The 12545-nt window shown below is 61.1% G+C and carries 9 protein-coding genes, 1 tRNA gene and 3 pseudogenes; 8 read left to right on the forward strand and 5 right to left on the reverse strand.

The window, feature by feature from the left end; translation table 11 throughout:
• Nucleotides 1–27 precede the first annotated feature (27 nt).
• Nucleotides 28–1461 (forward strand): HIRAN domain-containing protein, encoded by a 1434-nt coding sequence (locus tag ACUCCZ_RS03015; protein ID WP_435918170.1) that lies wholly within the window; start codon nucleotides 28–30, stop codon nucleotides 1459–1461.
• A 159-nt stretch (nucleotides 1462–1620) separates the two neighbouring features.
• On the opposite strand, the pseudogene ACUCCZ_RS03020 reads toward ACUCCZ_RS03015, so the two are convergent.
• From ACUCCZ_RS03020 to ACUCCZ_RS03035, 4 genes and pseudogenes are all read right to left on the reverse strand, one after another.
• Nucleotides 1621–3765 (reverse strand): annotated as a pseudogene (locus ACUCCZ_RS03020) (UvrD-helicase domain-containing protein); the annotation flags it as partial.
• A pseudogene (locus tag ACUCCZ_RS03025) lies at nucleotides 3758–4320 on the reverse strand (DEAD/DEAH box helicase); the annotation flags it as partial. The pseudogenes ACUCCZ_RS03025 and ACUCCZ_RS03020, both read right to left, overlap by 8 nt.
• A gap of 25 nt (nucleotides 4321–4345) precedes the next feature.
• A pseudogene (locus tag ACUCCZ_RS03030) lies at nucleotides 4346–4546 on the reverse strand (DEAD/DEAH box helicase); the annotation flags it as partial.
• 179 nt (nucleotides 4547–4725) lie between these two features.
• The gene (locus ACUCCZ_RS03035) at nucleotides 4726–5175 is read right to left on the reverse strand and encodes a DUF2871 domain-containing protein (protein ID WP_221267629.1); all 450 of its coding nucleotides are present in this window, start codon (nucleotides 5173–5175) and stop codon (nucleotides 4726–4728) included.
• A gap of 159 nt (nucleotides 5176–5334) precedes the next feature.
• Here ACUCCZ_RS03035 and ACUCCZ_RS03040 point away from each other — a divergent pair.
• The 7 genes from ACUCCZ_RS03040 to clpX all read left to right on the forward strand — a co-directional run bounded on the left by ACUCCZ_RS03040 (nucleotide 5335) and on the right by clpX (nucleotide 12155).
• Nucleotides 5335–5408, forward strand: a tRNA-Gly gene (locus ACUCCZ_RS03040).
• An 89-nt stretch (nucleotides 5409–5497) separates the two neighbouring features.
• Nucleotides 5498–6013, forward strand: a complete 516-nt coding sequence (locus ACUCCZ_RS03045) for a ClbS/DfsB family four-helix bundle protein (protein ID WP_252906169.1) — start codon at nucleotides 5498–5500, stop codon at nucleotides 6011–6013.
• A 251-nt stretch (nucleotides 6014–6264) separates the two neighbouring features.
• Complete coding sequence (gene tig, locus ACUCCZ_RS03050; protein WP_221267627.1) at nucleotides 6265–7824, forward strand: trigger factor; 1560 nt, start codon at nucleotides 6265–6267, stop codon at nucleotides 7822–7824.
• Nucleotides 7825–8015: 191 nt separating this feature from the next.
• Entirely contained in the window at nucleotides 8016–9272 is a 1257-nt protein-coding gene (locus ACUCCZ_RS03055; protein ID WP_435918169.1) for an AI-2E family transporter, read from the forward strand.
• Nucleotides 9273–9353: 81 nt separating this feature from the next.
• Entirely contained in the window at nucleotides 9354–9959 is a 606-nt protein-coding gene (locus tag ACUCCZ_RS03060; protein WP_435918168.1) for a ClpP family protease, read from the forward strand.
• Entirely contained in the window at nucleotides 9922–10656 is a 735-nt protein-coding gene (locus tag ACUCCZ_RS03065) for an ATP-dependent Clp protease proteolytic subunit (RefSeq protein ID WP_435918167.1), read from the forward strand. The genes ACUCCZ_RS03060 and ACUCCZ_RS03065 overlap by 38 nt, the downstream gene beginning before the upstream one ends.
• A gap of 206 nt (nucleotides 10657–10862) precedes the next feature.
• A complete protein-coding gene (gene clpX, locus ACUCCZ_RS03070) occupies nucleotides 10863–12155 on the forward strand; it encodes an ATP-dependent Clp protease ATP-binding subunit ClpX (protein ID WP_435918133.1) in 1293 nt (430 codons plus the stop codon).
• A gap of 2 nt (nucleotides 12156–12157) precedes the next feature.
• Here the strand turns inward: clpX and ACUCCZ_RS03075 are convergent, their stop codons facing one another.
• Nucleotides 12158–12541 carry a hypothetical protein gene (locus ACUCCZ_RS03075; protein WP_435918132.1) on the reverse strand — a complete coding sequence of 128 codons (384 nt, stop codon included), beginning with the start codon at nucleotides 12539–12541 and terminating at the stop codon, nucleotides 12158–12160.
• Nucleotides 12542–12545 lie beyond the last annotated feature (4 nt).

Below are 12545 nucleotides of genomic sequence, written 5' to 3' on the forward strand. Positions count from 1 at the left end.
TCAGGCCAGTGGTCGATGGGTCGAAGTATGATCAAAGGTACGAACGTGGTGAGGGACTTCATGGCGCGCCACCCGTGGTGGTGTGCTCTCGTTGTCTCTGCCATGGTTCTCATACCGAGAGCGGGAATATGGTTAGCTGCTGGGTTTTGGCTCGCGATCATTGGTAATCGTATTGGGAGCAAGAATGTATTGCCTGCCGCAAGGGTGGCTGTCAAGGTAGATTCTTTGGGGCCTTCGACGAATTATTACGTCGGGGACAGAGTTACACGGTACGATGTTTTCGGAATGTGCTATTACACAGTTCCCCGGTCGATTGCTGGATTAACAACGTTATGCGTTGAGCGTGAACCTCGGAATAGTCACGACCACAACGCTCTCAAGGTAAGCATAAATGGTCATCAGATCGGTTACATGTCGGTATGGGCTGCCGCCGAAATAGCTCCAGAATGGGATGCCCTCGGTGTGACGTCAATGGAGGTTCACGGACGCGTCATGAGCACCCTCGGCGCTTATGTCGAGGTGCCGACGAATGATGCCCTCCGTGCGGCGCTGTCACGACAAGGTACGGACCAGGGCCGACGCCCCATCCTGCTGAGGGGTCACGCATTGTCATTACCGTCGGCATCGGTGATGGCTCGCACACAAGTGCCAGTTCACCCGTGGGGGCCATGTACCCGTAGCCGTAAGCTGGTGGTGACGAAGAAATCCAAAGCTGGCATTTCTCGAGTCTGTCAGTCTTATGGTCAGAACGGTAAGCATGACAAGGCTCGGCTGGATGATCTCGACGCCCACATAAGGCTGACCGTGAATCACAAACTTGCCGTTTTCATCGACGATGTCCAAGTTGGAATGGTCCCAGATGAAGTGAGGGAATCATATCTCAATGTGGTCGAGGCTCTTGACTCCTCGGATCGATGCTTGTCAGTTCCGGCATCGATCTGGATGACGTATCAGCGCGGTTTTCGAGCCGGAGCGAGCATCGCATTGCCGCTACCCGATGAGATTGCGACCCCCGTCGGAATGCCACAGGGGCCAGTCGCAGTCTTGCCGCGGGGTCGTAAGGTGCAGGTGACCCGAGAAGAGGACCACATGGAGGCACTGTTGGGCCTACTTGACGGCGAGCATTCCGTGCCAGTGGTGGCAGAACTTGAATCCTGCATAAAACAACTCAAGACGACTCAGAAAACAGTGGTTGGCGTCAAGGTGTGCGGTGAGATGGTGGGCTTGTTGTCAACCCAGACGAGTCAGCACTTTCTTCCGGTCGTCGAAGTGTGCGAGGACGCAGGAATTGCGTTGGTCTGTCACGGCAGGGTCACCGGTAACCAGCTGAAAGTCGATCTCGTCCTCGAGGCTGCCAAAGGCAGCGAATTACCTCCAGAGTGGGTCGACGACAACGTACATGGGCACGCCAACAAGCCCGTCGGAGAAGCGGGAGCTCCGGTGTCTTCGCCATACCGGTGAATCTATCCATCAGGTGAATTCATGCTGAGCGTCTCACCGGGACTCTGATCGGCCACGGCAGCTCATGGCAATGCGAGAATGTCTCGAGTTCACTGTTCGGAGCAGCCATTGACCGGTATTCCAAGGCTCGAGCGTTCTCAAGATGTGCTGGGTATCCCCAGCCGAAACGGAGGCGCTCAGCAACGGGCTGGGCTGATCATTCCAACTCACGACAAGCTCATCGCGGGCTCGCGACGCCGCCACGTACAGCAGCGACCGCTCCCGGAGCAGAGCCTGGTCTTTCTCATCCTGATCGAAGTCGTATGCCTTGATGCCCATGGGGATGGACCGCGAGGAGACCCCGAAGAGGTACACCTTGCTGAACTCGATGCCTTTGGCACGATGCATGGTCATGACGACCGGCGCCCCCGGCGGTATCGAACCGTGATCAACGGCTCGGGTCTGTACTCCCCGTTCATGCAGCGCATCTACTACTCGCTCGCGCTGTGACCGGTCCCTCACCAGCACCGCCGTGGTCTCGGGTTGGCGACCCTTCGCCCATTGCCCGACGATCTTGGCCAGGACGTCGAACTCTTCGGTGATCGTCCCGCATGGGTGAACGGTGACGTCGGGGCCGCGTCGAGCCGACCGGTACTGCGTTAGCTCGTCGTCGCCACCACCCAGGTCTACGTAGGACCCGCCCTCGAGCACCTTGGCCGACCAGCGAAGTATCTGCGCCGTGGTGCGGTAATTGAGGGTGAGCCGCCGCGAACGGCCTCTCGTCATGATGTCGTAGCGCGACAGCACCAACCGGTGCCCGTAAATGCGCTGGTGAGAGTCCTCAGCGATGAAGATGTCATTCGGCCCCTCGGGCACCAGTGATCGGATGAGCCTCCAGTGGGCCGGGGCGAGGTCCTGGCCCTCATCGACAAGGACATGATCGGCGACGTCACGATGGCTGGTGAGGTACTGCCCGGCAATAGCTGCCGCCTCGGCGAACGAGATGGTGCCATCCATACGAGATCTCTCGCGATACGCATTCACCAGCTGCCACACCTCATCACGATCGCGACGATTGAGTCGGAAGCCTCGCCCGGGGCGTCGCACCCGCAGATACTCTTCCTGCGTCGTGATGAGATTCGGCAAGACAATGTGCTCGTACTCGGTCTCGAGCAGTCGGTGGTGAGCCAGCCGCTCGGGTACGGTGCCGCGAGCCTGATCAACGACGTCGCGCCACAGCCGCGACGGCGTGCGCCCGGTCAGATCAGTGCGGGGGCTCCGAGGACGGCCCTGACTGCCCCAGCGCGGACGCTCGCGGCAGGGTCGGATCAAGTGACTTCAGGGTCTCCGACAGTTCATTGGCGAGGTTCGTCGTGAAAGTCGTGACGACGATGCGGGCATCGGGGTTCTCGCGAGCCAGCGATGCAGCCCGGTGAAGGATGACAACAGTCTTGCCGGTTCCGGCCCCGCCGCCCAACCGAAACGGCCCGCTCCACCGGCCGTTGACGAATCGATGCTGTGTCGGATGCAGGAACACTCGCCACGCCCTGAAGTCTCCGTCCTCGATGACCCGTCGCAGCTCGTCCTTACCCTCAATCATGGCGAATTCCATGGCCGCCGCAGGGCTGCGCAGACTATTGAGCAGCGCGGCGTCAGACTCGCGAGACACGTCCTTGTGGGGCGCCGGTTCCTGTTCTGCCTCGGACTCTTCCGGCGGCTCGAACAGCTCCTCGCGCACCTGGTCTGGCGTCTTGCCGGTGGCCAGATCGATGAGTGCGGCCCCCTGCCACCCACTCAGCGGCGCGGCCATGTCGAGTATGGCGTCTTCGCTGGTGAGAGTGAGTGCGGCATCGACGAGGTTGGCGTCGAGCCCGAGGGACAGCATGTCTGCCCGATCAGCGGTGATGACGGGAGAGGATCCTTGGACGGGGCTCGTCAGGGGGCGCTGACGTATGGCTTGCTGACACTCGTAGTGTCGGCGTCGCTGGACGGTTCAGCCTCTTTGATCTCAGGGATTCCGTTGAGAGGGTTGATGGCGAGTTCGACGCGCGAGGCCACGTTGTAGGCCTGGTCGTGGTTGTAAATGCCCTCGAGGACATAGTGGTTACGCCCCTCACCGGTGATCTTGAACAGCACGGCGCGGTACTGGTCGTCGACGCGGCCGGTCCGTACTCTGCTGTCGCGGCAGTTTTTCACCTTCTCGACATTCAGGCCGGGCATCGCGTCATCGGCGGCGAGTTTGGCCAGGAAGGTGTACGTCTTCGCCTTGAGGAATCCGTCGAGCTTGTTCGCCTGCTTCGACATGACGATCGTCGACTCAGCCATGGTGTCCTTCCCCCGACTCCACGTTTTCCAACGCCGCGGTGATGTCGTGTGCTGTTGCCTGCACAGTGTCCATCCGTCCTTGGCCAGTAGTTCCTCGTCGCCGGATTCCGGTTCGAAGATGACTGCTATACCCTCCTCGGGCCATGACAGGTCAAGCATGATGCCCTCGGAACCGATCTCCTCGCCGTCCACCGGTTCAGCTACCCCGTGCGCCGCGAGATCCTGCAACAGATCGGAATGCTCGGGTGAGGGGTCGAGGATCTCGAAGACGGCGGGCCAGGGGACGTGTGCAATGTCGATCGCCGGCGTGGTGACGGCCGTCTCCTGCCCACTCGGCTGCTGCGGTGTGGCACAGCCGAGGATGACCGTCTGGTCCGATGCATCGCGCAGCATGAGTGCGTTGCTCAGCGCAAACCACCGACGCCACGCGTCCAAGAAATCGGACTCGTTGGCGGCGTCGTCGTCGAGAACAACGCAGATGTCGCTGGCCGGTGGGAAGCTGACCGGTCGTAGTCGGGTCCGAATGCTCAAGAGGCTGTCCTCACTCCACCAGATGCGCGTATCCTCAGGCGTGTGTTGCGGCTACCGGGGTCGCTTCTCGTGGATCCAGCGGAATAATGGTGTCCAGGTGTTCGTAGAACGTCGCCGTGGTGCCACGGACGAGGTCTGACAAGCCCTGAACCGTCACGAGCTGTCCGTCGTCGGTCTGCTCAACAGTGCTGACGAGCCACTCCTCGTCACGCACTTGGACGACGGAACCTGGCGCGACGGTGATCGTCATGGTCAACTCCATCCTCGTGATTGCTACCGCCCGTCTCGGCGCCAATGACGACGCGTCCGTCGCCGATCGGGCGGACTCGACCACTCGTTGCGCTGGCAGACACCGTCGTGACGGTATCTGCATGCGAACGATATACGACGAGCGTTCACCCCTTGTCCAAGGGTCACTCCGCTGAGTGGTCACTGAGGGGTCGTGAGCTGATCCTGATTCTTGCCTGCGGGCAGTGACGTGAACAGGGCCACCATGAGGCCGATGAGACCGACGGACAGGCCGATGTGTCCAAGTCCTGCAATGCCGGAGATTGCGGGGGAGACGTCGGTATGTCCGTTGATCTGCATGATGCCGTGGACGACGAGCATGGTGATCGTCACCACCAGGCCAAGGTTGAATCCCCAGAAATACGTGGCGAAGGCGCCGCGGTGCTGCGACAGGGTGAACGCGCGTTCCAAGAGGAGCACGATGAGGGTGAGCATGAACCCCAGCGCAAGGCTGTGGGTGTGTACCACCTTGAGCTGGGTCCAGCCGGTGAAGTCGTGGGCCTTGGTGAACTCACGGTAGAACACTCCGCCGACCAGACCGATGACCAACCAGGTGGTCGCGCAGGTGGCAAGCTTCTTCAATGGTGTCATGAGGCCATCACATCATGGGAATGAGCTGTGGACATGGTCCGAAAGATTGATATGCGGGTGACGCGCGGACGAGTTCAGGCCGCTCTGACGCACCGTGTCACCACGGGTGTGACGTCGACGGGCAATCCATGTATGCTGTCGAAGTCCCCTCGGGGATGCGCGGATGTAGCTCAATGGTAGAGCCCCAGTCTTCCAAACTGGCTACGCGGGTTCGATTCCCGTCATCCGCTCCATGGTGGCATTGTCATCTCGACACGTACGATTCAATGAACGGATACGCTAACGGAGAATTCCTGAGGGGCGATTCGAAAGGGTGTTTGCGGTGAGGTCGTATGAATCCGGCGATGAGCTGGCTGCAGAGATTGCCAAGCGTGGCGATCTTTTTATAGGCGAGTTCGCAGATGTTCCTGACGATAGTTGGGATCAGCGTGTTGATGGCGTTGATCGCACACCCCGCCAAATGATTGCTTATCAGCTTGGCTGGATGGAGCTGTTGCTTGGCTGGGAACGTGACGAGCGAGCCGGCGAGGAGGTGGTGACTCCCGCTCCGGGATATAAGTGGAATCAGCTAGGCGATTTGTATCAGACGTTTTATCGGCGTTGGGAGACGCTCCCCGCCGAAGAGTTAATGGATCGATTCAAAATCTCGCTTGACGAGGTAGTCCACCTGGTTAAGGGTCTCACTGAAGAAGAGTTATTTGAGCCGGGGCAGCGGGCCTGGGCGTCATCGACACCATCAGCGTGGCCAGTGTGGAAGTGGGTGCATATCAACACAGTCGCACCTTTTACGACGTTTCGCAGCAAGATCAGAAAGTGGAAGAAACAAGCGGGGTGTTAGACCATGGGGCCTTGCCTTCATGAGCTTCTAGAGGGTATGGGTTCGCTAAGGCCTCACTCAGTCCCTGCACCAAGGCTCGCTGAAAGGGCCACAACACCACCAAAATCACTAGCCAAGATTGTGAAGTTAGGCGGGCCAGGTCATCTCGGGGAGCCGTCCACTGGCTAGGGGGCTACTGCATCGCTAGAATCAGATGGAATGTGTGTTCCCCTCAACGGGGACGACAGAATCGGAACCACAGGAGAAACTTCGTGCCCAGCACCCTTGAGAAGCTCAGCACCAACCGTGTGAAGCTCACGATCGAGATGCCCTTCGATGAACTGAAGCCCAGCCTTGACAAGGCCTACAAGGACATTGCTGCCCAGGTGAACGTCCCCGGCTTCCGCAAGGGGAAGGTGCCCGCTCCGATCATCGATCAGCGATTCGGCCGCGGAGCCGTCCTTCAGGAAGCCATCAACGACGCCCTCCCGTCTGCCTACGGCAAGGCCATTGAGGAGAACACGGTCGTTCCCCTCGGCCAGCCCGACATCGAGGTGACCAAGCTGGAGGATGGCGAGGTCGTCGAGTTCACCGCAGAGGTGGACGTCCGCCCCGACTTTGACCTGCCCGACGTTTCCGCCATCTCCGTCGAGGTGCCTGCCGTCGAGGTGCCCGACGACGACGTTGATGAGCGCATCGAAACCCTTCGCCAGCGTTTCGCCACCAACACCGAGGTTGAGCGTGGCGCAGCCAAGGATGACCTCGTCACCATCGACCTTGCGGGGACCCGCGACGGCGAAGCTCTCGAGGACGCCACCGCTTCCGACGTCACCTACAAGGTTGGCTCCGAGGGCATGTTGGAGGGCCTCGATGAGGCTGTCACTGGTCTGAAGGCTGGCGAGTCCGCTGAGTTCCACTCCACTCTCGTCGGTGGCCCGCTGCGCGGCCAGGATGCCGACATCAAGGTCACCGTCACCAAGGTGTGCGAGCAGGAGCTTCCGGCCGTTGACGATGAGTTCGCCCAGCTGGTGAGCCAGTTCGACACTCTCGACGAGATGCGCGCCGATTTGCGCAACGCTATGGAGAACATGGCCCGACTGGACCAGGCTGCGGACGCCCGTGACAAGGTCCTCGAGGAGGTCATCTCCAAGATCGACATTGAACTGCCGACGAAGCTCGTCGACGGTGAGCTCGAGGCTCGCCGTCAGCAGGTCAGCCAGCAACTGGCCCAGGCTGGTATGACCGTCGAGGAGTACCTCGAGGAGTCCGAGGAGGAGGCCGACAACGCCGACGACTTCTGGGCCGAGATCGAGAAGCGCTCCCTCGACGCCCTCAAGGCTCAGATCGTCCTCGACAAGCTGGCTGACGACGACGAGATCGGCGTCGAGCAGAATGAGCTGACCGAGCTGCTCTTCCGCAAGGCTCAGCAGAGCGGAACCTCCCCCGAGCAGGAGGCCCAGCACATGATGGAGCACAACCACCTGCCCGACTGGATGCAGGAGATCCGTCGCGGCAAGGCGCTGGCCTCGATGGTGGGTGCTGCCACCGTCAAGGACTCGAAGGGCGAGACCCTCGAGCTCGACCGCATCCAGCCTGACGGCACCATTGCTGACAAGCCTGAGGAGTCCGAGGAGTCCGTCGAGAAGGCTGAGGACAAGGGCGAGGCCCCTGCTGAGGAGGCCAAGGACGACAAGAAGTCGACTGCCAAGAAAGCCGCCGACAAGGGCAAGGCTGACAAGAAGCCTGCTGCGAAGAAGGCCTCGGCCAAGAAGACAGCCACCAAGAAGTCGACTGCCTCCAAGTCGGCGGCCAAGAAGGACAAGTCCGAGTGACGATGTGGGACAGCAGTCCCTTAGGATCGACACGATCCGTTGATGACCGGCGTCGTGCGGGTTTCCGCGCGGCGCCGGTTCCACGTCAATCCTGAGGATGTTCGATGAGCACACACCCCTCACGCACCCCACGGCCTCGACGCCGGATCTCCGTGGCCCCTGCCACCCGTCAGTTGCGCGATGTGCGCCAGATGGTGGCCGACGACATTGCGGTGGCCCGTGCTGTCGAGCGCGGCGAGGTCGAGATCGACGAAGTAACGCTCGAGGAGCAGCCGACCCATGGCGCGACGGGTGCCACGATGGCGGCTGAGTCGGGCCTTCAACCTCAGCCCACCGACGAGGAGAAGGTCAAACCTGCGTCCAGCAAGCACGGCTTGCCCAAGGTCACGATCGTCCTGCTCACCATGGCCGCGGCGTGGCTGGGGCTGAGTTTCCTCCACGAACTTTCCGGTGTCATTGCGCCGCTGTTCTTCGCCCTGAATCTGCTCATCACGGCCTACCCGATTCACACCTGGCTCGTGAAACACAAGTGCCCGAGGTGGATTTCCGCCACATCAGCGGGCACCGTCGTCATCATCGTCTTGGCGGCGGGATTGGCCGGAATGGCGTGGTCCGTCGCGGCCATGATCACCGAGCTGCAGAGTTACATCCCGCAGATGGAGAAGCTTTACACCCAGCTGTTGACGTGGTCGACACAGCTGGGATACTCCCAAGAGGTCATCACCGAAAAACTCAAGAAGATTGATCCTCAGCAGGTGATGTCGGTCGTGACATCCTTGGCCTCGGACACCACGAGCGTGGTGACGATGATCGTCGTCATCCTGACGGGCATGATCTTCATGGTCATGGACACTCCTCAGATGCATGATCGTTTGCGTATGGCTGGTGAGCGTAAGCCGGACGTCGTCATCGCCCTCGAGTCCTTTGCCAGCGGTATTCGAAAGTACTGGTTGGTGACGACGGTATTCGGTCTCATCGTCGCGCTCTTCGACTGGGCGGCCCTGCTCATCATCGGCGTTCCGCTCGCCGGGGTGTGGGCGTTGTTCAGCTTCCTGACGAACTACATTCCGAATATCGGCTTCATCATCGGCGTCATTCCGCCAGCACTACTGGCTCTTTTCCAGGACGGCTGGGTGGCTGCGGTGGCCGTCGTCGTTTCCTACTCGGTGCTGAACTTCGTCATCCAGTCGATCATTCAGCCGAAGTTTGCCGGTGATGCCGTCGGTCTCACGCCGACGATGTCGTTCGTGTCCCTGTTGCTGTGGGGCTGGGTGTTCGGTGCACTGGGAACCCTCATCGCCCTACCGTGCTCCTTGCTCGTCAAGGCCACCCTCATCGACCACGACCCGGGTGCCCGGTGGGTCAACGCCCTCATCTCCTCCCGTCCTTCCGAGAGCCTTGAGGACAATCCGGACGAGGAACATGCTGACGTCGTCGAGGACCGCTGAACGCGAAAGGTCCTGGAACTGTCGTCCCCACGAGGTAGGTTCAGAATCGTGAACCACAACACTTCGATCACTTCCCAGGGCATGCCCGCCATGGCCGGCCCCGAGACCGGCGGTGCCGGGATGACCGACAACGTCTACCAGTCGCTGCTGCGCAACCGCATCGTCTTCCTCGGGTCCGAGGTCAAGGACGAGAATGCCAACGCGTTGTGCGCTCAGATGCTGCTGCTCAACGCCGAGGATCCCGAGGCCGACATCTTCCTGTACATCAACTCCCCGGGCGGCTCGGTCACCGGTGGAATGGCGATCTACGACACCATGCAGTGGATCTCCAACGACGTCGCCACGGTGACGATGGGCATGGCTGCCTCGATGGGCCAGTTCCTGCTGACCGCCGGTACCCCTGGCAAGAGATACGCCCTGCCGCATGCCAAGATCCTCATGCATCAGCCGTTGGGTGGCGTCGGCGGTACCGCCACGGAGATCGCCATCAACGCCAAGATGCTCAAGGACACCAAGCGGGAGCTCTCCCAGCTCAATGCCGATCACTCCGGCCACACCCTGGAGCAGATCCTTGAGGACTCCGACCGTGACCACTGGTTCACCGCTCAGGAGGCTCTTGAGTACGGGCTCATCGACCACGTCTACAGCAATGCGTCGCAGCTTCGCGGCGACGCTCCCAATCAGTGAGGTGACCATGGGATTCAACTCCTTTGACAGGAATCGGTTGGCCGCCTTGAACGCCGAGCAGGCCGAGCAGGCTGCTCCCGGCGGGCTGGCCCCGGAAGGCCCGCGCAACGACTACTACATCCCGCAGTGGGAGGAGCGCACCTCTTACGGTGTGCGTCGTGTCGACCCCTACACCAAGTTGTTCGAGGATCGCATCATCTTCCTCGGCACCCCGGTGACCGACGACATCGCCAATGCCGTGATGGCTCAGCTGCTGTGCCTGCAGTCGATGGATGCCGATCGTCAGATCAGCATGTACATCAACTCGCCTGGTGGCTCCTTCACCGCGATGACGGCGATCTACGACACCATGAACTACGTGCGTCCTGATGTTCAGACGATCTGTCTGGGCATGGCGGCCTCGGCTGCGGCCGTGCTGCTGGCAGCCGGGGCGAAGGGGCAGCGTCTGTCCCTGCCGAACTCGACCATCCTCATCCACCAGCCGGCGATGGGCCAGGCCACCTATGGTCAGGCCACCGACATCGAGATTCTGGACGACGAGATTCAGCGCATCCGCAAGCTCATGGAAGGCATGTTGGCTGATGCGACCGGGCAGAGCGTTGAGCAGGTGTCCAAGGACATCGACCGTGACAAGTACTTGACTGCCCAGGGCGCCAAGGAATACGGACTGATCGACGACATTCTCACCTTTCTGTGAGGTTGTTGCTGGACGAGTCCTCGTCCGGCAGTGAGGGGTCTCGAGTCTCGAGGGCCACTGCAGGGTTGGGTGGCGTCACCCAACACGGGGCGGCGACAGCCACGGGGTGGGTGCCGTCCGCGGCTATGGTGGACGGCACCCACCTCGGGGGACGAACCTCCGGAGGGACGTAATGATGGTGGCCTGCCGACAAGGAGGAGAGCCGGATGGCGCGGATTGGTGAGAGCGGAGACCTCTTCAAGTGTTCGTTCTGCGGGAAGAGCCAGAAGCAGGTCAAGAAGCTCATCGCTGGCCCCGGGGTCTACATCTGTGACGAGTGCATCGATCTGTGCAACGAGATCATTGAGGAGGAGTTCTCCTCCTCGGAGGAGATCGGTGGCCTCGACGAGCTGCCCCGTCCTCGTGAACTGTGCGAATTCCTTGATGCGTGGGTGATCGGCCAGCAGGAGGCCAAGCGCACCCTCTCCGTGGCCGTCTACAACCACTACAAGCGCATCCAGTCCGAGGTTGACATGTCGCACGCCCGTCGCGCCGAGGACGATGGGGTGGAGCTCGGTAAGTCGAACATCCTCATGCTCGGGCCGACGGGTTGTGGCAAGACCTACCTGGCCCAGACAATGGCTCGTCAGCTCAACGTTCCTTTCGCGATGGCTGATGCCACGGCTCTGACCGAGGCTGGCTACGTCGGTGAGGACGTCGAGAACATCCTGCTCAAACTGCTCCAGGCCGCTGATTTCGACGTCAAGCGTGCTGAGCGGGGAATCGTCTACATCGACGAGATCGACAAGGTGGCTCGCAAGTCGGAGAACCCGTCGATCACTCGTGACGTGTCTGGTGAGGGAGTCCAACAGGCTCTGCTGAAGATCCTCGAGGGGACGGTTGCCTCGGTGCCTCCTCAGGGAGGACGCAAGCACCCCCAGCAGGACTTCATCCAGATTGACACCACCAACATCCTCTTCATCCTGGGCGGTGCCTTCGCCGGTCTGGAGGACATCATCACCAAGCGGATCGGCACCCGTCCTCTCGGGTTCAACAACGATCCCGGCGTTCATGACGCCATCGGAGGGCCGGAGGTCTTGAGCTTGGTTCGCCCGGAGGACCTTCATGAGTTCGGGCTCATCCCGGAGTTCATTGGTCGTCTGCCCATGGTCACGGCCGTTCATCCGCTGGATCGCCGCGCATTGGTACGTATCCTCACCGAACCGCGCAACGCCCTGACCCGTCAGTTCGAGAAACTCTTCGAGCTCGATGGCATTGAGCTGACCTTCACCAACAGTGCCCTGGAGGCCATTGCCGACAAGGCCGTGGCCCGGGGGACCGGTGCCCGTGGTCTGCGGGCCATCATCGAGGAGACCCTCATGGATGTCATGTTCGACGTCCCCTCCCGCGATGATGTCGCCCGTGTCGTCGTGACCCGCGAGGCCATCACCGGAGAAGGGAAGTGCCAGTACCTGTCCTCGCCGAGCTTGGCGCACGGTCGAGGACGGTTGTCGGCCTGACCTCAGCGTTCGTCGAGAACCTCGGCGAGCAGCCGGTCCGCCCGTTCCTGCAGGTCCGAGACGGACTTGCGACGCTCTTTGCCCCGTTGCACCTTGACCAGCGGAATGCGGGACGCAATGTCGTTGGCCTCGTCGCGCCATTCCTGGGCCTTGGAACTGGACGAGCGGTCGGCATACTCCAGCACGCGATCCACGGTGAGCTGAACCCGTCCCAGTGCCGTCTTCGAGGCCACCGACTTGCGAGCCTTGTCGTAGCCCGATTTCGCCCACGCCTCGACACGGCCATTCGTGTTGATGGAATCCCACAGGTCCTTGGCCAGTGGTGTTCCTGCGGCAATGGCTGTCTTGACGAGTTTCGACTTCGCGGACTTCCGGGTGTCTGCCATGGAT

It is taken from the genome of Cutibacterium nasicola (assembly GCF_052654715.2).

Coding starts and splice junctions, on each gene's coding strand:
- ACUCCZ_RS03015 (WP_435918170.1), top strand. CDS start 28: ATGATCAAAGGTACGAACGTGGTGAGGGACTTCATGGCGCGCCACCCG.
- ACUCCZ_RS03035 (WP_221267629.1), bottom strand. CDS start 5,175: ATGACACCATTGAAGAAGCTTGCCACCTGCGCGACCACCTGGTTGGTC.
- ACUCCZ_RS03055 (WP_435918169.1), top strand. CDS start 8,016: ATGGTGGCCGACGACATTGCGGTGGCCCGTGCTGTCGAGCGCGGCGAG.
- ACUCCZ_RS03060 (WP_435918168.1), top strand. CDS start 9,354: ATGCCCGCCATGGCCGGCCCCGAGACCGGCGGTGCCGGGATGACCGAC.
- ACUCCZ_RS03065 (WP_435918167.1), top strand. CDS start 9,922: ATGCGTCGCAGCTTCGCGGCGACGCTCCCAATCAGTGAGGTGACCATG.
- clpX (WP_435918133.1), top strand. CDS start 10,863: ATGGCGCGGATTGGTGAGAGCGGAGACCTCTTCAAGTGTTCGTTCTGC.
- ACUCCZ_RS03075 (WP_435918132.1), bottom strand. CDS start 12,541: ATGGCAGACACCCGGAAGTCCGCGAAGTCGAAACTCGTCAAGACAGCC.